Genomic DNA, 25,157 nt, shown 5'->3' on the forward strand with positions numbered 1-25,157 from the left:
TGCCATAACTCAGGCCTTCGAGGCGTACATTGGAGATGCAGTTACGGTAGGCGTCGGTCAGGCCAACCTTGGGTGCATAGGTGAAATACAGGCCCAGGCTATCGGGCGAACTGAGGCCTGGGCGCTCACCGATCAGGATCACCACCATTTTCGCACCGAGCAGTTCGCCCACTTCATCGGCCACGGCAACGCGGCCTTGTTCCACCAAAATCACCGGCGACAGGCTCCAGTTGTCAGCAGCAGCCTGTTCCTCCAAGCGTTGCAAGAAGGGCAGGCTATGGCGATGCACGGCCAGGGCCGAGAGGCCGTCGGCAATGACGATGGCCAGGTCGATGCCACCCGGATTGGCCTGGGCGTAATCGCGTAAGGTTTGCGCGGATTCGGCGCTGAGCTTGCGGCCCAAGTCCGGGCGTTGCAGGTAACTATGGCGGTCAGTGGCGGCGCTGTGCAGCAGCAGGCTAGGGCGGCCGCGTTCGGCCAGTTGCGCGCTAAGGGCGGCGTGATCGAACGGCAAGTGCACCGCATCGCGGGCTTGGGCGTGGGCGTATTGGAAATCGAGCTGGGCGTTGGTCGGCAGGCTGGTGCCAGCGCGGCCCAGGGCAATGCGCGCAGGCGTCAGGCGGCGCAGCTCCTGCCAGGGATTGTCAGTGCTGCCGGTGATGCCGGTGGTGGTGCTTGCATCAGTGTCCATTGCGGGTCCTTAAACGATGACCGTATGGGTGCGCACGGCACACCCTACCAGGGGCGGCGCTTAACTCAGCTGCGCCAGCGCCTGCCTGAATGCCGGCGGCAACTGCTCGCCAAACCGTACCCGGCCATCGGCCTGGGTAAAGATGCCCATGCGCTGCAACCACGCTTCAAACTCCGGCGCCGGGCGCAGGCCGAGGGTTTGCCGGGCATACAGGGCGTCGTGGAACGAAGTGGTTTGGTAGTTGAGCATGATGTCGTCGGAGCCGGGGATGCCCATGATGAAGTTGATGCCCGCCACGCCGAGCAGGGTAAGGAGCATGTCCATATCGTCCTGGTCGGCTTCGGCGTGGTTGGTGTAGCAAATATCGCAGCCCATCGGCACGCCCAAGAGCTTGCCGCAGAAGTGGTCTTCCAGGCCGGCGCGAATAATCTGTTTACCGTTGTACAGGTACTCGGGGCCGATAAAGCCCACCACGGTATTGACCAAAAACGGTTTGAAATGCCGCGCCACTGCATAGGCGCGCGCTTCGCAGGTTTGCTGGTCGACGCCATGGTGGGCGTTGGCCGACAGTGCGCTGCCCTGGCCGGTTTCGAAGTACATCAGGTTATTGCCCAAGGTGCCGCGCTTAAGGCTCAGCCCGGCTTCGTAGCCTTCTTGCAGCACCTTCAGGCTGATACCAAAGCTGGCGTTGGCCGCTTCGGTGCCGGCGATGGATTGGAATACCAAGTCCAGCGGCACGCCGCGCTCAATGGCGGCAATCGAAGTGGTGACGTGGGTGAGCACGCAGGCCTGGGTGGGAATTTCGTAGCGCTGAATAATCGCGTCGAGCATTTCCAGCATGGCGCAGATCGAGGCAATGCTGTCGGTGGCCGGGTTGATGCCGATCATGGCATCGCCATTGCCGTACAGCAGGCCGTCGAGAATGCTCGCGGCAATGCCGGCTGGCTCATCGGTGGGGTGGTTGGGTTGCAGGCGGGTCGACAGCCGCCCCTGCAAACCCAAGGTGCCGCGGAACTGGGTGATCACGCGAATCTTCTGCGCCACCAACACCAAGTCCTGCACGCGCATAATTTTAGAAACCGCCGCTGCCATCTCCGGCGTTAGCCCCGGCGCCAGGGCGCGCAGGCTGGCCTCATGGGCATGATCACTGAGCAGCCAGTCACGAAAGCCGCCAACCGTCAGGTGACTGACCGGGGCAAAGGCGTCGGCGTTATGGGTGTCGATGATCAGGCGGGTGACTTCGTCCTGCTCATAGGGAATCAGTGCCTCATCAAGAAAATGCTTGAGGGGAATATCGGCCAGGGCCATTTGCGCGGCCACGCGCTCACCGTCGTTGCTGGCGGCGACCTCGGCCAGGTAGTCGCCGGAGCGGGCAGGGCTGGCCTTGGCCATCACTTCTTTGAGGCTGTCGAAGCGGTAGGTTTCGCTGCCTACCGAGTGAGAAAAACGGGCCATAGGCACTCCTCTGTTGGCTCCAAGAGCCCATTTGCGATGGGGCTAACGCAGTCTAGTCCAGCACCATCGCAAATAAGTTCTACAAAAGCTGAGCCCGCATTGCGGGCCCAGGTAAACGCGAGTTGCTCTTGTAGGGTGTGCCGTGCGCACCACAGCGCTTGCTGGGGTTGCGCGATGGTGCGCATAGCACACCCTACGGGACAGTGAGCGGCAGTTAAACGCCAGTCAACATCGCATCAGCCGGTGCACTGGCACGTTGGCTGGCGGTCAGTTGGAAGTACACAAAGCCTATCGCCATAAAGCCCAGGAAGATCAGGCCAATCACGGTGTTGAAGTACGCCATGGCCACCAGGCAAACCACCGCCAAGGCCAAGGCAATACCCGGCACGATTGGGTAGCCAGGGGCGCGGAAGGTGCGCTCCAGGTTCGGCTCGGTTTTGCGCAGTTTGAACAGGCTAAGCATGCTGATGATGTACATGACGATGGCGCCGAATACCGACATGGTGATCATGGCAGCGGTCAGGCTCATGCCCTGCAGGTTGATCAAGCCGTCCGAGTAGATGGCGGCGATGCCCACCAGGCCACCAGCGATAATCGCGCGGTGCGGGGTCTGGAAACGCGACAGCTTGGCCAGGCCTTTAGGCAGGTAGCCGGCGCGGGCCAAGGCAAAGAACTGCCGGCTGTAGCCCAGGATGATGCCGTGGAAACTGGCCACCAGACCGAACAGGCCGATCCACACCAGCATATGCATCCAGCCGGAGTTTTCCCCAACCACGGTTTTCATTGCCTGTGGCAGTGGGTCGTTGATGCCCGACAGCTTGGTCCAATCGCCTACGCCGCCGGCCATGATCATCACGCCAACAGCCAGGAACACCAGGGTCAGAATGCCGCTGATATAGGCCTTGGGAATGGTGCGTTTCGGGTCTTTGGCTTCTTCGGCAGCCATGGCGGCGCCTTCGATAGCCAGGAAAAACCAGATGGCAAACGGAATGGCCGCGAAGATGCCGGAGATCGACGCCGAGGTGAATTCGTTAGCGCCCGACCAGCCGTTCAACACGAAGTTGCTGAAGCTAAAGCCCGGTGCCACCACGCCCATAAACACCAGCAGCTCGGCTACCGCCAGCACGGTCACCACCAACTCAAAGGTGGCGGCAATGCGCACGCCGAGAATGTTCAGGGTCATAAACACAAAGTACGCACCGACGGCGGCGTGTTTAGGATCCAGGCTCGGAAACTGCACATTCAGGTAAGCACCGATGGCCATCGCAATGGCCGGTGGCGCAAATACAAACTCGATCAAGGTTGCCAGGCCAGCAATCAACCCGGCCTTTTCACCAAAGGCGCGACGGCTATAGGCGAACGGGCCGCCCGCATGGGGAATGGCGGTGGTCAGTTCGGTGAAACTGAAGATAAAGCAGGTGTACATCGCCGCCACCATCAAGGCGGTGACCAGAAAGCCCAGCGTGCCAGCGGTGCCCCAACCGTAGCTCCAGCCAAAGTACTCGCCAGAAATCACCAGGCCAACGGCAATCCCCCATAAATGCAGGGTGCCAAGCGTGGGTTTGAGTTGTGTTGTTGTAGTCATTGATTTACCCGCCCTGAGTGTTGAACAGATCAGAAAGACAGGTGCCTTCACGCAACGGCCATGCCAGTGGCAACAAAATGTTGCGAAGGGTTGGGAAAAGGTCGCGATTGGTGGGATGTGGGTCGTTTTTGGTGCGCGGGTAAAAGTGACTGGTAAGTCGCCGATCCCCGTAGGGTGTGCTGTGCGCACCAAGCGATTCAGTGAGGTACGCAATGGTGCGTATGAAGCGCCCTCACCCCCAGCCCCTCTCCCGCAAGCGGGAGAGGGGAGCCAAACCGCGATCTACGGGAGAACCGATCAGGCCCCCTCTCCCGTTTACGGGAGAGGGTTGGGGTGAGGGGCTTTTAAGCGATTTAGAAGAAGCCGAGTGGATTAATGTCGTAACTCACCAGCAAGTTTTTCGTCTGCTGGTAATGATCCAGCATCATCTTGTGCGTCTCGCGCCCCACGCCCGACTTCTTGTACCCACCAAACGCCGCATGCGCCGGGTACAGGTGATAGCAGTTGGTCCACACACGGCCTGCTTTAATTGCCCGACCCACCCGGTACGCACGGTTGATATCCCGGGTCCACAAGCCAGCACCCAAGCCAAACTCGGTGTCGTTGGCAATCGCCAGCGCCTCGGCTTCGTCCTTAAAGGTGGTGACGCTTACCACCGGGCCAAAGATCTCTTCCTGGAACACACGCATCTTGTTATTGCCCTTAAGCAGGGTCGGCTGGATGTAATAGCCGGTGGAGAGGTCACCGGACAATTGCTCCACCTTGCCGCCAGTCAGCAGCTCTGCGCCTTCGCCTTTGGCGATTTCCAGGTAGGAAAGGATTTTGTCGAACTGCTGCTCGCTGGCCTGAGCGCCGACCATGGTGTCGGTATCCAGCGGATCGCCGCGTTTGATCTGGGTGATTTTCTTCATCACCTCGGCCATAAACGCCGGATAGATTGACTCCTGCACCAACGCCCGCGATGGGCAGGTGCACACTTCGCCCTGGTTAAAGAATGCCAGCACCAGGCCCTCGGCGGCCTTTTCAATAAAGCTCGGCTCGGCCTGCATGATGTCTTCAAAGAAGATATTCGGCGACTTGCCGCCCAGCTCCACGGTGCTGGGAATAATGTTCTCGGCGGCACATTTCATAATGTGCGAGCCTACCGGGGTCGAGCCGGTAAAAGCGATTTTGGCGATACGTTTGCTGGTGGCCAGCGCCTCGCCGGCTTCCTTGCCAAAGCCTTGCACCACATTGAGCACGCCCGGCGGCAGCAGGTCGCCAATCAGCTCCATGAGCACCGCGATGCCCAGCGGGGTTTGCTCGGCCGGTTTAAGTACCACGCAGTTGCCGGCAGCCAGTGCTGGCGCCAGTTTCCACGCGGCCATCAACAGTGGGAAGTTCCACGGAATGATCTGCCCGACCACGCCCAGCGGCTCAAGGATGTGGTACGCCACCGTGTGTTCGGTGATCTCCGAAGCGCTGCCTTCCTGGGCGCGGATGCAGCCGGCGAAGTAGCGGAAGTGGTCGGCCGCCAAGGGGATGTCGGCGTTAAGGGTTTCGCGTACGGCCTTGCCGTTATCCCAGGTTTCGGTAACGGCCAGCAGCTCCAGATTGGCTTCAATGCGGTCGGCGATTTTCAGCAGCACTAAGGAGCGGTCCTGCGCCGAGGTTTTGCCCCAGGCATCGCTGGCGGCATGGGCGGCGTCGAGGGCTTTGTCGATATCTTCGGCAGTGGAGCGGGGGAATTCGGCGATGGCTTTGCCATTGACTGGCGAGGTATTGGTGAAGTACTGGCCTTTTACCGGGGCCACGAACTCACCGTTGATGTAGTTGCCGTAGCGGCTTTTGAACGAAACGATGGCGCCGCTGGTGCCCGGATGTGCGTATTGCATGGTGAAGTTCTCCTGGCTGTTGTGCTTGTAGGGAGTCGGCGCAATTGCGCTGGGTTAAGCGTAGAGCAAGGCCTGCGCCACGCCGGGGGAAAAACGCAAAGCCACGGGTGGCGGGGGATTGGCGGTGGCGGCTTGGCGCCATTGGGCAACTGATGGGCGGTTATGCAACAGAGCAGGTGACAGTTTGTCCCACTCTTGGTACAGCCCTGGCGCTGGCGGCACGCTATGCTCAGCGCGGCCCGCTCACCCCGTGACGTGCAGCCGGGCAACACTGCGGAGAACAATAACAATGCAGAGTCATTTCAACCGTCATACCCAGCAGGTAATGACGTTGGCCCAGGGCAAGGCGCAAGCCGATGGCCCGGCTGCGGATCCTTCTATCGCCCGTTCCTGGCTGCGCTGCCTGCAGGACTATCACCTCGACCCCGGGCAAACCATAGCGCCCACCGTGCTCGAACATGCCCGCGTGCTGGAGCGCCGCGAGCAGCTGCAACAGGTACTGGAAATCGCCAGCGGCGAAATGACCAGCCTGTATCAGCAACTGGCTGGCACTGGCCATGCGGTGCTGCTTACCGACGCCCGCGGGGTCATTCTTAATAGCGTGACGGCCAATGCCGAGCGCAAAACCTTTGAGCGCGCCGGCCTGTGGTTGGGCGCCGATTGGAGTGAGGCCTGCGAGGGCACCAATGGCATCGGCACCTGCCTGGTGGAACGCCAGGCGCTGACCATTCACCAGGAAGAGCACTTCCGTGGCCGGCATACCGGGCTTACCTGCTCGGCCAGCCCGGTGTTCGACTGCCAGGGCGACCTGCTCGCGGTGCTGGATGTGTCTTCGGCGCGCCAGGACGTTTCCCGGCAAAGCCAGTTTCACACCATGGCGCTGGTTAACCTGTCGGCGAAGATGATCGAAAGCTGCTACTTCCTGCGCCGCTTTGAAGGCCACGGCTTGCTGCGCTTTCACCTGCAAGCCGAATACGTTGGCCTATTTAGCGAAGGCCTGCTGGCCTTTGATGGCGAGGGGCGGATCAGCGCGGTCAACCAAAGCGCCATGAACCTCCTGGGCGCCAATCGCAGCAGCCTGATCGGCCAACCGCTGGAAGCGTTTTTCGATTGCCGTTTGGATGAGCTGTTTGGTCGTTCCGGACTGGCCAGCAGTTGGCCGCTGCGCACCCATAACGGCCGCGCCTTGTTTGCCCAACTGCGGGGTGTGGCGCGCAGCCAGCCGCAGCCGGTCAGCCGCCTGGTTAGTAAACAAGCGCCCAGCGATATTCCCGCCAGCCTGTGCCTCGGCGACGTCGCCCTGCAAAGCGAGTTTCGCCGGGCGTTGCGGGTGTTTGAACGGGATGTGCCGCTGCTGATCAACGGCGAAACTGGTACCGGCAAGGAAGCCTTTGCCAAGGCCATCCATCAGGCCAGCTCGCGCGCGGCCCATGCCTTTGTCGCGCTGAACTGCGCGGCGATTCCGGAAAGCCTGATCGAAAGCGAGCTGTTCGGTTATCGCGGCGGCAGCTTTACCGGCGCGCGCAAAGAAGGCATGCAAGGCAAGCTGCAACAGGCCGATGGCGGCACGTTGTTTCTTGATGAAATCGGCGATATGCCGCTGGCCTTGCAAACCCGTTTGCTGCGTGTGCTGGAAGAGCGCCAAGTGGTACCCATCGGTGGCAGCGCGCAAGCGGTGAATGTGCGAGTGATCAGCGCCACCCATCGTGACCTGAATGAACACGTGGCCAACGGCAGCTTTCGCGAAGACCTGTACTACCGCCTCAACGGTCTGGTATTGGCCTTGCCGCCGTTGCGCGAACGCAGCGACCGCGAGCAGTTGCTGCAACATCTATTCGCTGCGGAGAGCCAGGGCCAGACCTTGCGCCTGGATGCGGACGCGCGGCACGCGCTGCTCGACTTCGCCTGGCCCGGCAACGTGCGCCAGTTGCGCAATGTGCTGCGTACCTTGGCAGCGTTATGCGAGGGCGAACGCATCAGCCTGCGCGACCTACCGGCCGAGATCCGCCAACCCAAGCGCGTGTCGACGCCCCTGGTCGAGCAGCCGCTGGATGCCGCCGAACGCAGCACCTTGCTGGCGATCCTGGAACAACAGCACTGGCATATGAGCCGCACGGCCGAGCAGTTGGGGGTTAGTCGCAACACGCTGTACCGCAAGTTGCATAAGCACGGGATCGAGCGGCCGTAACCTGCCCTCGCTTAGCGACTCTGGAACCCGAGTCGTCGGACCGTCGCCTGTGCGGGAATGACGGTGCAAACGTCCGTCGTCCCCGTGCAGGCGGGGACCCAGAATATTGCCGGTAACGTCGCCCACCGCCCCGAGCCATCACTACCCGCCGTGCCCGGCCTGCGGTAACCTGCCGGCCTGTTTGTTTCGCTGGTCTGAGGTTGTTTATGCATATTCATGTTCTGGGTATCTGCGGCACGTTTATGGGCTCGCTGGCGGTGCTGGCCAAAGAGTTGGGCCACCGGGTGACCGGTTCGGACGCCAACGTTTACCCGCCCATGAGCACTCAACTGCAAGCCCAGGGCATTGAGCTTATGCAAGGCTACGACCCGGCGCACCTGGACCCCGCCCCCGATCTGGTGGTGGTCGGCAATGCGTTGTCCCGTGGCAACCCCGCGGTGGAGTACGTGCTGAACAAGGGCCTGCCGTATGTGTCGGGTCCGCAGTGGTTGGCCGACCATGTGTTACAGGGCCGCTGGGTGTTGGCCGTTGCTGGTACCCATGGCAAAACCACCACCAGCAGCATGCTGGCTTGGGTGTTGGAGCATGCCGGCATGAGCCCGGGCTTTTTGATTGGCGGTGTGCCGCAGAATTTCGCCGTATCGGCGCGCTTGGGCGGTACGCCGTTTTTTGTGGTTGAGGCCGATGAGTACGACAGCGCCTTTTTCGACAAGCGCTCCAAGTTCGTCCACTACCGCCCACGCACGGCGATTCTAAATAACCTCGAATTCGACCACGCCGATATCTTCCCCGACCTGGCCGCCATCGAGCGCCAGTTCCACCACCTGGTGCGCACCATCCCCAGCGAAGGTTTAGTGATTTACCCGGCGGCGGAAACCGCGCTTAAGCGGGTGATCGAGATGGGCTGCTGGACCCCGGTGCAAACCAGCGGCCCCGGCGCGCAGTGGCAAGCCAGGTTGCTGAGTGAAGACGGCTCTAAATTTGAAGTGAGCTTTGAAGGTGTAGCGCAGGGCGTGGTCGATTGGCCGCTGACCGGCCAGCACAACGTCGCCAACGCCTTGGTTTGTTTGGCCGCTGCCCGCCATGTGGGCGTGGTGCCGGCCCAGGGCGTGGAAGCCTTGAGTGCGTTCAAGAACGTAAAGCGGCGCATGGAGAAGGTCGCTGAAGTCAAGGGCGTCACCATCTACGACGACTTCGCCCACCACCCCACCGCCATTGCCACCACCCTCGACGGGCTGCGCAAGCGTGTGGGCGATGCCCAGGTGATCGCCATTATCGAACCGCGCTCCAACTCGATGAAGCTCGGCGCGCACCGTGATGGGTTGCCGGATTCGGTTACCCAGGCCGACCAGGTGTACTGGTTTGCGCCGCCTAACCTCGGTTGGGACTTGGCCGCCACCACCGCCAGCTGCACGGTGCCCTCGCAGGTGTGCGATTCATTGGAAGCCATCATTGCCGCGGTAAAAGCCCAGGCCACACCCGGCACCCAGGTGGTGGTCATGAGCAATGGCGGTTTTGGCGGCTTGCACGGCAAACTCGCTGCGGCGTTGGAGGCCTAAATGATGAGCGGACCCGAACGCGTCACCCTGGCCATGACCGGTGCTTCCGGCGCGCAATACGGCCTGCGCCTGCTCGACTGTCTGGTGCAGGAAGAGCGCGAGGTGCACTTTCTGATTTCCAAGGCGGCGCAGTTGGTAATGGCCACCGAAACCGACGTCAGCCTGCCGGCCAAACCGCAGTCTATGCAGCTGTTTCTCACCGAATACACCGGCGCTGCCCCAGGGCAAATTCGCGTATACGGCAAAGAGGACTGGATGGCCCCAGCGGCCTCGGGCTCCGGTGCGCCGGGGGCGATGGTGGTGGTGCCGTGTTCCACCGGCACGTTGTCGGCGATTGCCACGGGCGCTTGCAATAACCTGATCGAGCGTGCCGCCGATGTGGCGCTGAAAGAACGTCGGCAGCTGATTCTGGTGCCGCGTGAGGCACCGTTTTCCAGCATCCATCTGGAAAATATGCTCAAGCTCTCCAACCTCGGCGCGGTGATTTTGCCGGCAGCGCCCGGCTTTTATCACCAGCCGCAAACCATCGACGACCTGATCGACTTTGTCGTCGCACGCATCCTTAATGTGCTGGGCATTCCACAAGACATGTTGCCGCGCTGGGGTGAGCATCACCTGAGCAGCAATGAGTAAGCCCACTGCCGTGTTGCTGGTGCTGCTCGCCGCGCAGCTAGCGGGTTGCGCCACCAGCCGTACTCTGAACGCGGCCAAGCCGGGAGCGCCGGTGGTGTATGCCGGCACGCGGCTGGATTGGTACAGCCTGAACGGCGGCTGTTGTCCGCTGGACCGGTTTGGTGCTGAGGCGCCGAAGTACGCGGGGTTGGATTTACCCGCCAGCGCGTTGCTGGACACCTTGTTGCTGCCACTGTCGTTGGCGGCGGCGTTGGGGTTTAGTTTGGGCGTCAGCGGCGGCCTGTAGGCTGGGTCGTTACTCGGCCCAGCCCGAGTACACATAGGTCATCGGTTTGGGCCCTTTCAAATAGCGAGTCTGCAACTCGCCAATCTTGAACCCGCCCTCGGTAATCAACTGGGGAATATCGCGGTTTAAATGGCAGCCGCCGGCCAGCGGTTTCCAGATCGGCGTCAGCCGGTTTTGCCAGCGCAACACGGGCAGATCCGGGGACATGCCATGTTCACAAAACCACAAGCGCCCAGCCGGTTTTAGCACCCGGCGCATTTCTTTGAGCGCGGCCACCGCATCAGCAATGGTGCACAGGGTAAAGGTGCAGACGATGCTGTCAAAACTGGCGGCGGGCGCCTGTATTTGCCCTAGCTCCAGGGCAATCATTTCCACTGGAATGCTGATCTTCGCCGCACGCTCGCGGGCTAGTGCTTGCATATCGGCGGACGGGTCAACGCCAACAATCTGCTGCACCTTGGCCGGGTCGTAGAACGCCAGGTTAAGGCCGCTACCAATACCGATTTCCAGCACCCGGCCCTGGGCCTGCGGCACGATCTGCGCACGCGCTTTCATCACCGCACCCATGCCACAGGCGAGGTCAATCAGGTGCGGGAGAATATGGCGGTCGTAGAAGCCCATGCATAAATTCTCGGTTACAGGCGGACTCCGTAGGGTGTGCTGTGCGCACCGAGCTGTTTACCCTGCCAGCACACCTTATAGATCGGCGACGTCGTCGTCCGGGGTGTCATCGTCGTTGCCGGCGTTAATACCCGCCAACGCTTTGAGTTCGTGAGTGGCTTTGTCGTCGCTGATCGCCCAGCTATCGGTGGCGACGTTGTGCTGCGCCGCAGCAATCTGCTCCAGGCTGAACTGCCATTTACGCAGGTCGCGGCCGTCCATGCATTCGATGCGCAGCGCCGGGCCGGTGTGCGCCGGGTCGCTGTGCAGTTCGAATTGCCAGGCATACAGGCCGTTGATTTCCAGCATATCGGCGGTTTGCAGGACGGTGAGCAGGGTGGTGGTCATAACGGCTCTCTTACGGATAAAAACCAGCGGCCCTAGCTGGTCGCTAAGGTCCGCTCGGCAAGGGGAATGGTGGCGATGGTATCAGCGTCCGAGGCGGCGCAATTCGTCCGATTCAACAATGCGCACGCCTTCGCCTTCTTCCAGTGCCAAGCGCCACAACGCCCGGGCCAATGTGCACGCCGGAATGCCGCGGTACTTGCCTGGAATCCAGCGCATGATCGGCGCCATCAGGCGTTCGCCCAGGCGCGGTTCTACCCGATCACCAATCAGCAGCGAGGGGCGGGCAATGGTCAGCTGTGGCCAGTTTTGCGCAATCAGTGCCTGTTCCACTTCGCCTTTTACCCGGTTGTAGAAAACGGATGATTTGGGGTTGGCGCCCATCGCACTGATCAATAAGAAATGTCGCGCGCCGAGATCGCGCGCGCGCTGGCTGACGGCCAGCACCATGTCGTAATCCACCGCGCGAAACGCTTCCTGCGAGCCGGCTTGTTTAATCGTGGTGCCCAGGCAGCAGAAGGCGATGTCCTGTTTGCCTTCCAGGGTCGGCAACAGGGTCAGCAGGTCGCCCTGCGGGTTGTCCAGGTGGGTGTGTTCGGCCAGCGCGCGGCGCGTGGGGGCCAACACGCGCTGTACGGTCGGCTCGCTGAGCAGACGGTCGAGCAAGTGTTCGCCGGTCAGGCCGGTGGCGCCGGTGAGCAGGATATTTTGCGGGGTCAAATACATGGCTGTCGTCCCTCCTGAGTACCAACACCCTCAGTCTAGTTGGTGCCGCTGGCTTTGTTTGTGGCATTAGCCGTCAACGCTTGTTTAGCCTGGCCTTCGCGCAATTTGCGCCACTGCGTGAGTACGCCCTTGGGCGCCCAGATTTGTGGCTCCGATGGTTCGAAGTCGTCTTCCTTCTCGCGTTTGGCCACGCTGGCTTTAGCTTGCTCGAAGGCGCGTTCGAGGTCATCGGTAGCGCTTAATGCTTCGGCGAACAGCGCGCGCCCGAAGTAGGTGAAATCGGCCTCGTCAGAGCAGCCGAACGAGGTTCGGTCGCTGCGCGCGGCGGCCATCACCAGGGTCTTGTCATCCTTGAGTTCAGGGATAAAACCACCAGCAAAGCATGCCGACACCACTATCACTTTGTAATGACTCTTTAGTGGCAAAAGCAGTTCCGCCAATTCGCTGGCGGGCATATTGCTCAACTGCAAGCCGGGCTGGACCAGGCTCAATTGGTGGTCGCGTGAGCCGTGGCTAGTAAGGTAGACAAATACCATGTCCTCCGGCCCCGATCGTTCGGCCAGGGTTTTAACGGCGCGGCGCAGGTTTTCCCGGGTGGCCAGGGGGCGGTCGAGCATATGGTCGCGGTGGTTGACCAAGGTGATCTGGCCGTGGGCGCTGAAACGTTCGCTAAGTAATTTGTTAACGAAATCGGCCTCGCGCAGAAACACGCTTTGGTTGCCGTCACCGGCCAGGGTCAGGCTATAGAGCTCAACGGCGGGAGTTGATTGGGGAACGGCGGCCAAGGCGCTGTCGAGGAGTTTGCCTTGCTCTAGTAGGCCGACTTCCAGTGGGTCGGGCAGGGCATTTCCTTGGGCGTCGCGGACCAGGGTGCCGGCTTTCCAGGTGCCACTTTGCGTGGTGCCGTCGGCCAGGGTCAGGGTGCCGCTGCCGTCATAGCGGTTGTGGGCAAAGTGGCCGCTGTAGCGGCTGCCATCCGCCAGGTTGAGCACGCCCTCGCCGTTATAGCGCCATTGCTTGAATTGGCCGATGTAATGGTTGCCTTCGGCATCTTTTACCTCGCCTTTACCGCTGAGGCCGCCTTGGCTAAAGGTGCCGATCCAGCTATCACCGTCGGCGGTTTCGTAACGGCCTTTGCCATCGAACATCGAGTTTTTGAAACCGCCGGTGTAGCTGGCGCCTTCGCTATCTTTAAACGTGCCTTCACCGTTGAGCTTGCCGTTTTTAAAGGTGCCACCTAGCTGATTGCCGCGCTCGTCAGTAGTGGTGCCGAAGCCCTCGGGCTCGCCCTTGCTAAAGCTGCCTGCAAAGCCGCTGTCGTCGGTGCGCGTTAGTTTGCCGATGCCATGGTAGAGGTCGTTTTTGAACTCGCCCTGGTAGGTATCGCCACCTTTGATTTTCAAGCTGCCGACGCCGTCCTTGACCCCCGCTTTAAAGCCGCCCTCGTAGCTGCTGCCTTCGCTGTAGGTCAGCTTGCCCTGGCCGGCAAAGTCGCCGGCCATAAACTCACCGATGTAGTGGGTGCCGTCGGCGTGCTGCAACTCGCCTTGGCCCTGCATCATGCCGTCTTTGAATTCGCCGGCGTACCAACTGCCGTTGGGGTAGTCGATCCGGCCTTTGCCTTGCAATAGACCGTCGATGACTTCGCCGCGGTAACGGCCGCCATCGGGGAGGATGGCATTCGCTGGGGTGATGGGTTCGCCTTTGCCGCAGGCCGTCAACAGCACGGCCAAGGCCAGGGGAGCGAGGAGGAGGAGACGGGGCATGGCGCAACGTCCGTGTTGGGAACTGTGGCCAGAGTATGCCGCAAAGGTGGCTGGTTTCGTGTGACGGGCTGCTGGGCTTTTGCTCTGCTCGGGTGTGCTATGCGCACCGCACACCCCACAAACAAATAGGGCGCCTGAGCGCCCTATTTGTTTGTGGGAAGTTAGTACCTCAGACGAAGTACAAACTCAGCGATTCAGCGATATACGCCGGTTTGGCCTGACCTTCGATTTCCAGGGTGACTTTGGCTTTTAGCAGCCATTGCCCTGGGTTTTTCTCGGTCACGTCAATCACGCTGGCCGATACGCGCACGCGCGAGTTGACCTTTACCGGCTGGATAAAACGCACGCTATCAAGGCCGTAGTTGACGGCCATTTTTAGCCCTTCAGGAGCCAGGGCGATTTTTTCCATCAGCACCGGAATCAACGACAGCGAGAGAAAACCGTGGGCGATTGTGGTGCCGAAAGGGGTCTTGGCCGCCTTTTCCGGGTCGACGTGGATAAATTGATGATCGCCGGTGCATTCGGCGAATTGGTTGATGCGGTTCTGGTCGATGGTCAGCCACTCGGAGTGGCCAAGTTCTTTGCCGATGTAGGATTGCAGGTCAGCGACGGGTACCAATGGCATATGTCCTCCTTGGGAGACAGGTTTTGTTTTTGTTTAACGCGTCCATTGACCCTAGATCATCACGCGCACTTAAGTCGGTCAACCCTGAATCGTTTGTGCGAATGGCAGTGCATACAGCGGGCGCACCGCTGCGGTTGGGGCGCTTTGCTTAGCATGCTTATAATGACCGTCGCGCTTTTGCACGGGTGGCTGCGCTGCGCCCGCTCGGTTATTGGAGAACTCCATGCTGTTACGTGGCCTGACTTGGTTGGTGGTTTTCCAACTGCTTGGCACAGTCTTGAATGTGCTGTTTTTGCATATGTTGCCGGGGCCGATTATTGGTCTGGTGCTGCTGCTGGCGTATCTGATCTGGCAGGGCGAAGTGGCTGAGTCGATTTCTGTAGCCTCCTCCAGCTTGCTGCGTTATTTGCCGCTGCTGCTGGTGCCGGCAGCCGTGGGTGTGATGGTGTACGCCAAGGCGATTGCCGCCGACTTTTGGGCCGTAGGCGGTTCGCTGGTGCTGTCGGTGTTGCTGTCGATGCTGTTTGCTGGCTGGCTGATGCAAAAACTCATCGACCGCCAGCAACGCAAGCGGGGTGAGCACGATGTTTGATTTCGCCGGCGCCTGGCAGGCGCTTATTCATCACCCGTTGTTTGGCGTAGGCGTAACCCTCGGCGCCTATCAGCTGGCGCTGGCGGCGTACGAGAAAACTCGCTGGTTTTTCCTCCAGCCGGTATTGGTCTCGATGTTGGCGGTGATCGGCGTATTGCTGGCCTGTGGCCTTAGCTATGACGAGTACAAAGACAGCGCCAAAGCCCTGACCATTTTTCTCGGCCCGGCCACTGTAGCCCTGGCCGTGCCGCTGTTTCTTAACCTTAAACGTATTCGCCAACTGCTCTGGCCAACCTTGCTGACCCTATTGTTTGGCGGCGTGGTCGCCACTGGCATGGGCGTGCTGCTGGCCTGGTGGTTTGGCGCCGACCACGTGATGCTGATGAGCATGGCGCCCAAGTCGGTGACCTCACCGATTGCCATGTTGGTAGCCGACCAGATTGGCGGCATCGCCGCGTTGGCGGCGGTGTTTGTATTGATCACCGGTGTTATCGGCGCCATCCTCGGCCCGGAACTGCTGCGCCGCATTGGCGTGCGCCATCCCGCTGCTCAGGGCCTGGCCATGGGCATGACCGCGCATGCCGTGGGCACCTCGCGAGCGTTGCAAGAGGGTGAGGAATGTGGCGCGTTTGCCGCCCTGGCCATGAGCCTGATGGGCGTCGGCACGGCGGTGGCGCTACCCTTGGTGGTGGCGCTTTTTAGCTGATCGGTTGTCACAGCCCTAACGAATCCATCCAGCCAGGAGCGAAAAACCATGCTGCCGCTGTTCCCCTTGAATGTGGTGTTGTTTCCCGGCTGCGTGCTCGACCTGCAGATTTTCGAGGCGCGTTATCTGGACATGATCAGCGCCTGCATGAAGCGCAATGAAGGCTTTGGCGTGATGTGCATTATTGAAGGCGAAGAAGTAGGCGACGCCCCGAGCCGGTTTTCGCCGGTGGGCTGCGAGGCGCTGATTCGCGACTGGACACAGCGCGAAAACGGCCTGCTGGGTATTCGCGTAGAAGGCGGGCGGCGCTTCGAAGTAAAACGCGCGCACGTGCAACGCGACCAATTGATGACCGCTGAAATCGTATGGTGCGACGAGCCGGCTGACCTGCCGTTGTTACCCGAACATGCCGACCTGGCCGTGTTGCTGCAAGCGCTGGCTGAGCACCGCATGGTTGAAGAATTGGGCATGGGCATGGGCGCCAATGGGCAACAGAGCTTGAGCTACCAGCTGGCTTACCTGTTGCCGTTTGAGCCGGCGCAAAAACTCATCTTGCTGGCGGTGGATGATCCGTTGGAGCGGCTGGATATGATTCAGGCGATGCTCGACGAGTTTCAAAGCGAAATGAACGCCTAGGGTGTTTGGCCCAGCCCCGCCGAGCAAGCACTCAGCGCCTAGGCACAGCAGCCTTTTTCCAGGTCTTTCAAGATCGGGCAATCCGGGCGGTCGTCGCCGTGGCAGGTGTGTACCAGCTCTTGCAGGGTGTCACGCAGGCTGGTGAGTTCGTCGATTTTGCGGTTGAGCTCATCGATATGCTCGCGGGCCAGGGCTTTGACATCGGCGCTGGCGCGTTGGCGGTCTTGCCAGAGGGTGAGCAGTTTGCCGACTTCTTCCAACGAAAAACCGAGGTCCCGCGAGCGTTTGATAAACGCCAGGGTGTGCAGGTCTTGCGGCTGGTAGAAGCGGTAGCCGGCTTCGCTACGGTGCGCTTGTTGCAGCAGGCCGATGGCCTCGTAGTAGCGAATCATCTTGGCGCTCAGGCCAGAGCGTTTTGCCGCGTGGCCAATGTTCATTGCTCGTTCTCCTTTTGCTCAGTTTCAAACGGCGGCTTCCAACGTTTGAGCAGCAGTGCATTGCTCACCACGCTCACGCTCGACAGCGCCATGGCCGCACCCGCCAGCATGGGATTGAGCAGGCCAAAGGCCGCCAGCGGAATGCCCACCAGGTTGTAGATAAAGGCCCAGAACAGATTTTGCCGGATCTTGGCATACGTGCGTCGGCTGATGTCCAGCGCGGCTGGCACCAGGCGTGGGTCGCCGCGCATTAGGGTAATCCCGGCCGCCTGCATGGCCACATCGGTGCCGCCACCCATGGCGATACCGACATCGGCAGCCGCCAGCGCCGGAGCATCGTTGATGCCGTCGCCAACCATGGCCACGGTTGCGTGCTGTTTCAGGCCATTGATCAGTGCCGATTTATCCCCGGGCAGTACCTGCGCATGTACCGAGTCGATGCCCAGCGCAGTACCGACGGCCTGGGCGCTGCCCTGGTTATCGCCGCTGATCAGGTGGCAGGTGATATGGCGTTTACGCAGCGCGGCGATGGCTTGGGCAGCGCCGGGTTTGAGGTTGTCGCCAAAGGCCAGCAGGCCCAACACCTGCGGCGTCGGTTGCAACTCCAACAGCCAGGACAACGTCCGCCCTTCGGCTTCCCAGGCTTGGGCTTGAGCCTGGTAATGCTCGCCTGGCAGGCTGCTTTCATCCAGCAGGCGGCGATTACCCAAGGCCAACTGTTGGCCAGCTACCGTACCGGCAATACCGCGGCCGGGCAGGGCACGTACATCGGCGGCGGAGGGCAGATCCAGGGCCTGGGTTTGGCAGGCGTCGAGCACTGCTTGGGCCAACGGATGCTCGCTGCCCCGCTGCAGCGCGCCGGCCAGGCGCAGCAGGCCGCTCTCATCGCTGGCCGCCACGTGCACGATCTGCGGGCTGCCAGAGGTCAGCGTGCCGGTTTTATCAAAGGCCACCACACTGACCTTATGGGCGATCTCCAACGCTTGCGCATCCTTGATCAGAATGCCGTGTTTGGCCGCCACACCGGTGCCAGCCATGATCGCTGTCGGCGTGGCCAAACCGAGGGCGCACGGGCAGGCAATCACCAACACCGCCACGGCATTGAGCAGCGCGGTTTCCACGCCGCTGCCGGCCAGCAGCCAGCCGAAAAGGGTAAGCAGGGCGGCGACAATGACCACCGGCACAAACACCTGGCTGACCCGATCCACCAGCTTTTGAATCGGTGCCTTGGCCGCCTGGGCGTCTTCCACCAGGCGGATAATCCGCGCCAACACGGTTTCGCCGCCCAAGGCCAAGGTGCGCACCAGCAAACGGCCTTCACCATTGATGGCGCCGGTGGTGACCCGGTCGCCCGGCTGCTTGGCCTGGGGCAGGCTCTCGCCGGTAATCAGCGCCTCATCGGCATGGCTCTGGCCGTCCACCACTTCGCCATCCACGCCAAAACGTTCACCCGGTTTCACCACAATCAGATCACCCAACGCGATGGCGCTGATGGCCACGCTTTCCTCCACGTCGCCCCGCAGGCGCACAGCGGTGTCCGGGCGCAGCGCCTCAAGGGCACGGATGGCGCTGGCAGTCTGGCGCTTGGCGCGGCTTTCCAGGTATTTCCCCAGCAGCACCAGGCTGATCACCACGGCGGCGGCTTCAAAATACAGATGGGGCATGGCACCGGCGGGCGCCGCCCACCATTGATACAGGCTCAACCCGTAGGCGGCGCTGGTGCCCAAGGCCACAAGCAAATCCATATTGCCGGCACCAGCGCGCACCGCCTTGTACGCCGCCACATAAAACCGCGCACCGAAGATAAATTGCACCGGCGTAGCCAAGGCAAATTGCACCCACGCCGGCAGCATCAAGTGCAGACCAGTCCACTCCAACAACATCGGAGCGAGCAGCGGCAGCGATAACAACAACGCCAGCGCCACCGCCCAGCGTTCCTTTTGCAAACGGGCTTGCGGATCTTGCTGGGGCTGGGCGGCGCTAATGGGGCTGGCGCTGTACCCCGCGTGTTGTACCGCGGCCAACAGCGCATCAGTTTTCACCCCGCCGAGCACCTGCAACACCGCGCGTTCAGTAGCCAGATTAACGCTGACACTTTGCACCCCCGGCACCGGCGCCAACGCCCGCTCAATACGGCCAGCGCAGCTAGCGCAGGTCATACCGCCGATAGCCAACTCCACGCGTTGGCTGGCGACCTTATAGCCAGCGCCCTCCACCGCCTCAACAAGCTGTGGCAGAGCCCCTACCGGAGCCTCGATCCGCGCCAACTCAGTGGCCAGATTCACACTCGCCTGCTGCACCCCCGGCACCTTCTGCAACGCCCGCTCCACACGGACAGCGCAACCGGCACAGGTCATACCTTGAATGGGCAAGTCGAACGCTTGAAAAGTGGACATGGCTGCTCTCCGCTGGATTCGACTAGAGGATCAACCTTGACCTACGGGGAAGGTCAAGCACAAACATACCGCCCCCCGAGCTCTTGATCCGCTCTTGATCTGGCTTGTGATCTACCCGCCCCTTTAGCGCAGGCCGAGTGGAGTCGTTGAGCAGGGGGTGGAGCGGCAGGAGCCGCGACAGGCGTGGGGCCATGGATGGCCCTGCACGCCGACCCCTGGAACAACGACGCAGCGAGGGGACCTGGAGCGCAGCGGAAGGCCAAGGTAGGGGCAAGCCTTTTTGGTTTCTTTTTTGGCGACTGAAAAAAGAAACTCGCGCGTAAGGCGCGAAACAAAACGCTCAGCGCGCGCGGTAATGACGAAACCACCAAACCAAAAGCAAAGGCTGGTGCGCACAGCACACCCTACGGAGCAAGCGCGTAAGGCGCGAAACAAAACGCTCAGCGCGCGCGGTAATGACGAAACCACCAAACCAAAAGCAAAGGCTGGTGCGCACAGCACACCCTACGGAGTAATCGCGTAAGGCGCGAAACCGAACACTCAGCCCACGCGTTAATGAATCCAGCAAACCCTCACTGATTCAACGCCGGCGCCTGCAACAAATACAACCCCGTAGTATTCAACCCAATCCGATACCGCCGAATCTCCCCCGGAATCAAATCCACCGAAATACTGGTCGCCTGACTAATCCCCGGCGAACAAACCCCCGGCCCCAACAACCCCAACCGCACCGAGATCGCCCCCGGCGGCAAATTAAACGCCACTGATTGCCCCTGCCATAACCGCGCCGCCAACTGGTCCTGCAGGTACAGGCCAACGTCACACGGGCTGCCCACCTCCAAGCGCTCGCGGGAAATAATCAGCACCCCATAACCATCCGACTGCGGCGTCGGCGCCTCAGCGAATTCGGCCTGGACGAACGTGGCGGCGATCAACAGCCAAACAAATAACAATGCACGCATGCTCAGGGCGCTCCCGCTAGCAATTACCACCAAGGTTAGTCCTTCAACGGCCATTCGCGGGCCAGGCCGCGGAAGATCGCGTCGACCATCGCCCCAGCGTCTCGCTCGGGGTCATACAGCTGCGGGTCGCGCAGATAGTCACTGAACAAACCAATCACCAAGCCATGCAGGGTCAGTGCCGCCAAGCGTGGCGTCATGGCGGGGTGCAATTGGCCCTGCCCGGCCGCGCGCTGAAATAACGCTTCGCACAGGTCAATAAATTGCCGAACAAAGGCGTTGTGGCGGTCTTCGGCTTCACGCAGGTCATCGGTGAACTCACAGCGAAACAGCAGGATGGTCATGATTCGCCGGCGTTGCTCGTCGTGCACCAGATTAATCAGGGCATCGACACAAATATCACGCAGGGTTTGCAGCTCGCGGTGGTTGTCGGCCGACAGCAGTTCAGCCATTTGCTCGGGCGGCAGGCGCACCTGGTTGAGCATTTCGTGAAACAGATGGGCTTTATTTTGGAAGTGCCAATACACCGCACCACGGGTGACGTCAGCGGTTTTGGCAATCTGCTCGAGGGTGGTATGGCCCACGCCTTTTTGCAGAAACAACACTTCGGCGGCCAGCAAAATGGCGCTACGGGTTTTCTCTGCTTCTTCTTTGGTTCGGCGCATGGCGGTTGGGCTATTTCTGACTAGGCTCTGTTCAGTTCGAGCGGGGCGTTTGGGTGAGTGTAATACCTTGAGCTGTTTTACAAACGCTCTTGTATGTATCGGCCGCTGCGGATTGCCGTTTTCTACTGATGCGCTTGGTCATGGAGACCGTTATGCCTTACGCCGTATCGTCTTATGTTGCGCTTGCCCTGGTTATGTTCAGCACCCTCGCTCAGGCCGCCGATAAACCGGCTGCCGCGGCACCACCGCCACCAGAAGTGACGGTGGAAGTGGCCCACGCCGAAACGTTTCCGTTGGTGCTGGAATATTCCGGGCGCACCGCGGGATACCGCGAAGTACAGGTGCGCGCCCAGGTGAACGGCATTCTGTTGCAGCGCACTTATGACGAAGGCAGCAAGGTCAAAGCCGGGCAGGTGCTGTTTCGCATCGACCCGCGCCCTTACCAGGCGGCGCTGATGCGTGCCAATGGCGCCCTGGCCCAAGCGCAGGCGCGTTACCGGCAAACCGACCGCGACCTCAAGCGTATTCGCGAGCTGCAAAAGAAAGGCTTTGCCAGTGAAAGCGAGCTGGATAACGCCGTGTCCAACTTCGAGCAGTCCAAAGCCAATGTCGAAGCGGCCAAAGCCGATGTCGAGTCGCGGCAGATTGATCTGGACTACACCACGGTGGTGGCACCGATTTCCGGCATTACCAGTAAGCAGACTGTCTCCGAGGGCAGCTTGGTGGTGGCTTCCGACGCCAACGCCAGCCTGCTGACCCAACTCACCCAACTCGACCCGCTGTACGTCAACTTCGCCTACCCCGACACCGAAGCCGAGCGCCTGCGCGAAGGCGTGCAAAGCGGCAAGTTGTCCTTGCCTGATGACGGCAAGCTGTTTGCTCAGTTGAAGTTTGGTGACGGCAGCACTTACCCCATGGAAGGCCGCGTCGACTTTACCGACAGCTTTGTCAGCAGCGGCACCGGTACCGTCAGTGCCCGCGCCGTGGTGCCCAACCCGGAGCAAAAGTTGCTGCCGGGGCAGTTTATGCGCGTGGTGATCAAAGGTTTGGTGCGCCCCAATGCGGTCACCGTGCCGGAGCGCGCCTTGCTGCAAGGACCAAAGGGCACCTTTGTCTATGTGGTTGACGAGCAGGGCGTGGCGCGCGCCCGCCAGGTGGCGACCGGAGCGACGTCCGAGGGGCGCTGGGTGATCGAGTCTGGCGTAGCGGTGGGCGACAAGGTGATTGTTGAGGGCGTGCTTAAAGTGCGGCCGGATACGCCGGTCAACGCCAGCGAAGCCAAAGCCGAACCCGCCGATAAAAAAGCCTAAGGAGCGTTGCCGTGATTTCTCGCTTCTTTATTGATCGACCGATCTTTGCCACGGTGATCTCCGTGGTGATTGTGCTCGCCGGGCTGGCGGCCATGCGCTCGCTGCCCATTTCTCAGTACCCGGAAATTCTCCCGCCGCAGGTGTCGGTGACCGCCAGTTACCCCGGTGCCAGTTCCCAAGTGATTGCCGAAACCGTGGCCGCGCCGTTGGAGCAGGAAATCAACGGCGTGGAAAACATGATTTACCAGTTGTCCAACTCCGACAGCAGCGGCGCCATGAGCCTGACCGTGTACTTTCAGGTGGGCACCGACCCGGACCAGGCCACCATCAACGTCAACAACAAGGTGCAGGCGGCGCTGGCCAAGTTGCCGGAAGAGGTGCGTCGGCAAGGGGTGAAGGTGGAGAAGAAATCCTCCGACATCTTGCAAGTCATCACCCTGTATTCCCCGGACGGTTCCCGCGATCCGATCTTTATCAGCAACTACGCGCTGATTAACGTGATCGACGAACTTAAACGCCTTAAAGGCGTGGGCGACGCCAGCCAGTTCGGCTCCAAAGACTACTCCATGCGCATTTGGCTGCGCCCGGACAAACTGGCGCAGTACAACCTCACGCCCACCGATGTGGTGAATGCCATTCAGGAGCAGAACTCGCAGTTTGCCGCTGGCAGTTTTGGCCGCCAGCCGCTGACCCAGGAGCAGGACTTTACCTATACGGTGACCACCCAAGGGCGATTTGCCGACCCCAAAGAGTTCGAAAATATTATTCTGCGCACCGATAACACCGGCGCCAGCTTGCGGCTTAAAGACGTGGCACGGGTGGAGTTGGGCGCGCAGGACTACTCGCTGATGACCACCCTCAATGGTCAGCAAAACGCCGCCTTTGGTATCTACCTGCAACCGGGTGCCAATGCCCTCGATACGGCAGCCGCGGTGAACCAGACCATGGAGCGCCTGGCCAAGCGCTTCCCGTCGGGCATCACCTACAAAATCCCCTACGACACCACCAAGTTCGTCACCGTTTCCATCACCGAGGTGATCCACACCTTCTTCGAAGCCTTGGTGTTGGTGGTGCTGGTGGTGTTTATCTTCTTGCAGAACTGGCGCGCCACGCTGATTCCGGTGCTGGCGATTCCGGTGTCGTTGATCGGCACCTTTGCCGGCATGTATATGCTCGGTTTCTCCATCAACTTGTTGACCCTGTTTGGCATGGTGCTGGCCATCGGCATCGTGGTGGATGACGCGATTGTGGTGCTGGAAAACGTCGAGCGGGTGATGCGCACGGAAAAGTTGCCGCCTCGCGATGCGGCGATCAAGGCCATGGAGGAGGTGACCGGGCCGATCATCGCCATTGTGCTGGTGCTCTGCGCGGTGTTTATACCGGTGGGCTTTCTCGGCGGCCTGGCTGGGCAAATGTATAAACAGTTCGCCATCACCATTGCCGTGTCGGTGATGGTTTCCGGGCTGGTGGCGCTGACCCTGTCGCCAGCACTCTGCGCCTTGCTGCTCAAACCCGAACACAGCGAACCGGCGGCACCGTTTCGCTGGTTTAACCGCTTCTTTGAAAAGGCCACTAACGGCTATAGCCGCGGCGTGGTGTTTTTCCTTAAACGCTCGTTTATTGGTTTATTGCTGTTCGGCGGCATGATCGCCTTGATGGTGGTGCTGTTCGGCCGCGTGCCGGGCTCGCTGGTGCCGGATGAAGACCAGGGCTACGTGATCAATGCCTACTTCCTACCACCTGCGGCGTCGTTGACCCGCACCGAGAAGGTTACCAGCGCGGTCACCGAGCAACTGATGAAACACCCGGCGGTGCAAGACGTGGTGACCTTTGCCGGCTTCGACGTGTTGACCTTTGGCACCCGCAGCAACGCCGGGGTGTCGTTTATTCCGCTGAAAGACTGGAGCGAACGCACCACCTCCGAGCTGGACGCGCGCAACTTGCCCGGCGCGTTTATGGGCATGGGCGCGCAGCAGAAAGACGCCATGGTCATGACCTTTAACCCGCCACCGATTACCGGTATGAGCACCACGGGCGGCTTTGAGGCGTATATCCAGGACCGCAGCGGCGGCAGCAGCGAGCAGCTGCAGGCCATCGTGCATAAATTTATGGCCGCTGCCGCCAAACGCCCGGAACTGGCCGGGGTCAACACCACCTTTAACGCCGATGTGCCGCAGTACTACATCGACCTCGACCGCATCAAAGCGCGGGCCTTGGGCGTGGCGATTAACGATGTGTTTACTGCCATGCAGACCACCTTTGGCAGCTACTACGTTAACGACTTCACCTTGTTTGGTCGGACCTGGCAGGTGAGCTTGCAGGCTGAGTCCGAATTCCGCCGTAAGCCTGAGGACTTGAGCCAGGTGTATGTGCGCTCGGCCAGTGGCGAGCTGATTCCGTTGTCATCGCTGGTCAGCGTGCGGCGCATTCTCGGGCCGGACAGCTATGCGCGCTTTAACGTGTATCCGGCGGCCAAAGTACTCGGCGGGCCGGCGCCGGGTTATAGCTCTGGGCAGGCGTTGCAGGCCATGCAGGAAGTGGCCGATGAAACCCTGGGCGGCGACTACAGCTTGGGCTGGATTGGCCAGGCCTATCAGGAATTGGCTTCGCAAGGTTCGGGCAGCACGGCGTTTGTGTTTGGTTTGGTCATGGTGTTCCTGATTCTCGCCGCGCAGTACGAACGCTGGACGTTGCCGGTGGCGGTGGTAACGGCGGTGCCGTTTGCCGTGTTTGGCGCCATTCTCGCCGTGTGGCTGAGGGGCATTCAGAACGACGTGTACTTCCAGGTTGGCCTGGTGACGTTGATTGGCCTGGCGGCGAAAAACGCCATTTTGATCGTCGAGTTTGCCGTGCTCTGCCGCAGCGAAGGCATGAGTATTTACGACTCGGCGCTGGAAGCCGCCAAGCTACGTTTCCGCCCCATTGTGATGACCTCGCTGGCGTTTATTCTCGGTTGCGTGCCGTTGGCCATTAGCACGGGCGCAGGCTCGGCCAGTCGTCATTCGATTGGTACCGGGGTGATTGGCGGCATGCTGGCGGCGACCATTCTGGCCACCTTTATGA

22 protein-coding genes are annotated in these 25,157 nt (G+C 60.8%); 9 read left to right on the plus strand and 13 right to left on the minus strand.

The features are described 5' to 3' along the window. From eutC to AAAB16_RS11595, 4 genes are all read right to left on the minus strand, one after another. Positions 1-691, minus strand: a 691-nt coding sequence (gene eutC, locus AAAB16_RS11580) for an ethanolamine ammonia-lyase subunit EutC (protein WP_340663447.1), incomplete at its 3' end; no start/stop codon positions are given. Positions 692-751: 60 nt separating this feature from the next. Beyond that, positions 752-2,146, minus strand: coding sequence for an ethanolamine ammonia-lyase subunit EutB (locus AAAB16_RS11585; protein WP_340663448.1), 1,395 nt, complete (start codon positions 2,144-2,146; stop codon positions 752-754). Between the two features lie 214 nt (positions 2,147-2,360). Further along, positions 2,361-3,731 (minus strand): ethanolamine permease, encoded by a 1,371-nt coding sequence (eat, locus tag AAAB16_RS11590; protein ID WP_340663449.1) that lies wholly within the window; start codon positions 3,729-3,731, stop codon positions 2,361-2,363. Between the two features lie 353 nt (positions 3,732-4,084). Then, positions 4,085-5,605 (minus strand): aldehyde dehydrogenase family protein, encoded by a 1,521-nt coding sequence (locus AAAB16_RS11595; protein WP_340663450.1) that lies wholly within the window; start codon positions 5,603-5,605, stop codon positions 4,085-4,087. Between the two features lie 289 nt (positions 5,606-5,894). Between AAAB16_RS11595 and AAAB16_RS11600 the strand changes: the two genes are divergently transcribed. The 4 genes from AAAB16_RS11600 (at position 5,895) to AAAB16_RS11615 (ending at position 10,271) form a co-directional block, all read left to right on the plus strand. Then, positions 5,895-7,793, plus strand: a complete 1,899-nt coding sequence (locus tag AAAB16_RS11600; RefSeq protein ID WP_340663451.1) for a sigma-54-dependent Fis family transcriptional regulator — start codon at positions 5,895-5,897, stop codon at positions 7,791-7,793. Positions 7,794-7,999: 206 nt separating this feature from the next. Further along, a complete protein-coding gene (mpl, locus tag AAAB16_RS11605) occupies positions 8,000-9,352 on the plus strand; it encodes a UDP-N-acetylmuramate:L-alanyl-gamma-D-glutamyl-meso-diaminopimelate ligase (RefSeq protein WP_340663452.1) in 1,353 nt (450 codons plus the stop codon). Between the two features lie 3 nt (positions 9,353-9,355). Further along, positions 9,356-9,985 (plus strand): flavin prenyltransferase UbiX, encoded by a 630-nt coding sequence (gene ubiX / locus AAAB16_RS11610; protein WP_110618192.1) that lies wholly within the window; start codon positions 9,356-9,358, stop codon positions 9,983-9,985. Continuing rightward, positions 9,978-10,271, plus strand: coding sequence for a YceK/YidQ family lipoprotein (locus tag AAAB16_RS11615; protein ID WP_340663453.1), 294 nt, complete (start codon positions 9,978-9,980; stop codon positions 10,269-10,271). Before ubiX ends, AAAB16_RS11615 begins: the two co-directional genes overlap by 8 nt. Before the next feature lie 9 nt (positions 10,272-10,280). On the opposite strand, the gene AAAB16_RS11620 is transcribed toward AAAB16_RS11615, so the two are convergent. From AAAB16_RS11620 to AAAB16_RS11640, 5 genes are all read right to left on the minus strand, one after another. Further along, complete coding sequence (locus AAAB16_RS11620; protein ID WP_340663454.1) at positions 10,281-10,892, minus strand: class I SAM-dependent methyltransferase; 612 nt, start codon at positions 10,890-10,892, stop codon at positions 10,281-10,283. A 75-nt stretch (positions 10,893-10,967) separates the two neighbouring features. Then, on the minus strand, positions 10,968-11,279 hold the full coding sequence (locus AAAB16_RS11625) for a DUF5629 family protein (protein ID WP_340663455.1): 312 nt from the start codon (positions 11,277-11,279) through the stop codon (positions 10,968-10,970). An 81-nt stretch (positions 11,280-11,360) separates the two neighbouring features. After that, complete coding sequence (locus AAAB16_RS11630) at positions 11,361-12,002, minus strand: oxidoreductase (RefSeq protein ID WP_340663456.1); 642 nt, start codon at positions 12,000-12,002, stop codon at positions 11,361-11,363. Between the two features lie 35 nt (positions 12,003-12,037). Next, complete coding sequence (locus tag AAAB16_RS11635; protein WP_340663457.1) at positions 12,038-13,768, minus strand: C13 family peptidase; 1,731 nt, start codon at positions 13,766-13,768, stop codon at positions 12,038-12,040. A gap of 169 nt (positions 13,769-13,937) precedes the next feature. Beyond that, complete coding sequence (locus AAAB16_RS11640; protein ID WP_110618091.1) at positions 13,938-14,393, minus strand: MaoC family dehydratase; 456 nt, start codon at positions 14,391-14,393, stop codon at positions 13,938-13,940. Positions 14,394-14,616: 223 nt separating this feature from the next. Here AAAB16_RS11640 and AAAB16_RS11645 point away from each other — a divergent pair, with 223 nt between their 5' ends. The 3 genes from AAAB16_RS11645 to AAAB16_RS11655 are packed head-to-tail and all read left to right on the plus strand — an operon-like array spanning position 14,617 to position 16,327. Continuing rightward, positions 14,617-14,985: a CidA/LrgA family protein gene (locus AAAB16_RS11645; protein ID WP_340663458.1), complete on the plus strand. Its 369-nt coding sequence runs from the start codon at positions 14,617-14,619 to the stop codon at positions 14,983-14,985. Further along, on the plus strand, positions 14,978-15,691 hold the full coding sequence (locus AAAB16_RS11650) for an LrgB family protein (protein WP_340663459.1): 714 nt from the start codon (positions 14,978-14,980) through the stop codon (positions 15,689-15,691). Before AAAB16_RS11645 ends, AAAB16_RS11650 begins: the two co-directional genes overlap by 8 nt. A 48-nt stretch (positions 15,692-15,739) precedes the next feature. Continuing rightward, entirely contained in the window at positions 15,740-16,327 is a 588-nt protein-coding gene (locus AAAB16_RS11655) for an LON peptidase substrate-binding domain-containing protein (protein ID WP_340663460.1), read from the plus strand. 38 nt (positions 16,328-16,365) lie between these two features. Here the strand turns inward: AAAB16_RS11655 and cueR are convergent, their stop codons facing one another. From cueR to AAAB16_RS11675, 4 genes are all read right to left on the minus strand, one after another. Further along, a complete protein-coding gene (gene cueR / locus AAAB16_RS11660; protein WP_340663461.1) occupies positions 16,366-16,764 on the minus strand; it encodes a Cu(I)-responsive transcriptional regulator in 399 nt (132 codons plus the stop codon). After that, positions 16,761-19,160, minus strand: coding sequence for a heavy metal translocating P-type ATPase (locus tag AAAB16_RS11665; RefSeq protein ID WP_340663462.1), 2,400 nt, complete (start codon positions 19,158-19,160; stop codon positions 16,761-16,763). Before AAAB16_RS11665 ends, cueR begins: the two co-directional genes overlap by 4 nt. 572 nt (positions 19,161-19,732) lie before the next feature. Then, positions 19,733-20,122: a hypothetical protein gene (locus tag AAAB16_RS11670; RefSeq protein WP_340663463.1), complete on the minus strand. Its 390-nt coding sequence runs from the start codon at positions 20,120-20,122 to the stop codon at positions 19,733-19,735. 35 nt (positions 20,123-20,157) lie between these two features. Next, positions 20,158-20,784: a TetR family transcriptional regulator gene (locus tag AAAB16_RS11675; protein WP_340663464.1), complete on the minus strand. Its 627-nt coding sequence runs from the start codon at positions 20,782-20,784 to the stop codon at positions 20,158-20,160. A 152-nt stretch (positions 20,785-20,936) separates the two neighbouring features. On the opposite strand from AAAB16_RS11675, the gene AAAB16_RS11680 reads away from it, so the two are divergent. Next, complete coding sequence (locus AAAB16_RS11680; RefSeq protein WP_340663465.1) at positions 20,937-22,094, plus strand: efflux RND transporter periplasmic adaptor subunit; 1,158 nt, start codon at positions 20,937-20,939, stop codon at positions 22,092-22,094. Between the two features lie 11 nt (positions 22,095-22,105). Continuing rightward, positions 22,106-25,157, plus strand: a 3,052-nt coding sequence (locus AAAB16_RS11685; RefSeq protein ID WP_340663466.1) for an efflux RND transporter permease subunit, incomplete at its 3' end; no start/stop codon positions are given.

It is taken from the genome of Pseudomonas sp. (genome assembly GCF_037994325.1).
GTDB lineage: Bacteria > Pseudomonadota > Gammaproteobacteria > Pseudomonadales > Pseudomonadaceae > Aquipseudomonas.

What these genes read in the sequence shown, in the direction of transcription:
- mpl (WP_340663452.1), top strand. Translation starts at nt 8,000, where the DNA reads ATGCATATTCATGTTCTGGGTATCTGCGGCACGTTTATGGGCTCGCTG.
- AAAB16_RS11670 (WP_340663463.1), bottom strand. Translation starts at nt 20,122, where the DNA reads ATGCGTGCATTGTTATTTGTTTGGCTGTTGATCGCCGCCACGTTCGTC.
- cueR (WP_340663461.1), bottom strand. Translation starts at nt 16,764, where the DNA reads ATGAACATTGGCCACGCGGCAAAACGCTCTGGCCTGAGCGCCAAGATG.
- AAAB16_RS11645 (WP_340663458.1), top strand. Translation starts at nt 14,617, where the DNA reads ATGCTGTTACGTGGCCTGACTTGGTTGGTGGTTTTCCAACTGCTTGGC.
- AAAB16_RS11630 (WP_340663456.1), bottom strand. Translation starts at nt 12,002, where the DNA reads ATGTATTTGACCCCGCAAAATATCCTGCTCACCGGCGCCACCGGCCTG.
- AAAB16_RS11600 (WP_340663451.1), top strand. Translation starts at nt 5,895, where the DNA reads ATGCAGAGTCATTTCAACCGTCATACCCAGCAGGTAATGACGTTGGCC.
- AAAB16_RS11620 (WP_340663454.1), bottom strand. Translation starts at nt 10,892, where the DNA reads ATGGGCTTCTACGACCGCCATATTCTCCCGCACCTGATTGACCTCGCC.
- AAAB16_RS11650 (WP_340663459.1), top strand. Translation starts at nt 14,978, where the DNA reads ATGTTTGATTTCGCCGGCGCCTGGCAGGCGCTTATTCATCACCCGTTG.
- AAAB16_RS11680 (WP_340663465.1), top strand. Translation starts at nt 20,937, where the DNA reads ATGCCTTACGCCGTATCGTCTTATGTTGCGCTTGCCCTGGTTATGTTC.
- AAAB16_RS11595 (WP_340663450.1), bottom strand. Translation starts at nt 5,605, where the DNA reads ATGCAATACGCACATCCGGGCACCAGCGGCGCCATCGTTTCGTTCAAA.
- eat (WP_340663449.1), bottom strand. Translation starts at nt 3,731, where the DNA reads ATGACTACAACAACACAACTCAAACCCACGCTTGGCACCCTGCATTTA.
- AAAB16_RS11655 (WP_340663460.1), top strand. Translation starts at nt 15,740, where the DNA reads ATGCTGCCGCTGTTCCCCTTGAATGTGGTGTTGTTTCCCGGCTGCGTG.
- ubiX (WP_110618192.1), top strand. Translation starts at nt 9,356, where the DNA reads ATGAGCGGACCCGAACGCGTCACCCTGGCCATGACCGGTGCTTCCGGC.
- AAAB16_RS11640 (WP_110618091.1), bottom strand. Translation starts at nt 14,393, where the DNA reads ATGCCATTGGTACCCGTCGCTGACCTGCAATCCTACATCGGCAAAGAA.
- AAAB16_RS11585 (WP_340663448.1), bottom strand. Translation starts at nt 2,146, where the DNA reads ATGGCCCGTTTTTCTCACTCGGTAGGCAGCGAAACCTACCGCTTCGAC.
- AAAB16_RS11675 (WP_340663464.1), bottom strand. Translation starts at nt 20,784, where the DNA reads ATGCGCCGAACCAAAGAAGAAGCAGAGAAAACCCGTAGCGCCATTTTG.
- AAAB16_RS11665 (WP_340663462.1), bottom strand. Translation starts at nt 19,160, where the DNA reads ATGTCCACTTTTCAAGCGTTCGACTTGCCCATTCAAGGTATGACCTGT.
- AAAB16_RS11635 (WP_340663457.1), bottom strand. Translation starts at nt 13,768, where the DNA reads ATGCCCCGTCTCCTCCTCCTCGCTCCCCTGGCCTTGGCCGTGCTGTTG.
- AAAB16_RS11625 (WP_340663455.1), bottom strand. Translation starts at nt 11,279, where the DNA reads ATGACCACCACCCTGCTCACCGTCCTGCAAACCGCCGATATGCTGGAA.
- AAAB16_RS11615 (WP_340663453.1), top strand. Translation starts at nt 9,978, where the DNA reads ATGAGTAAGCCCACTGCCGTGTTGCTGGTGCTGCTCGCCGCGCAGCTA.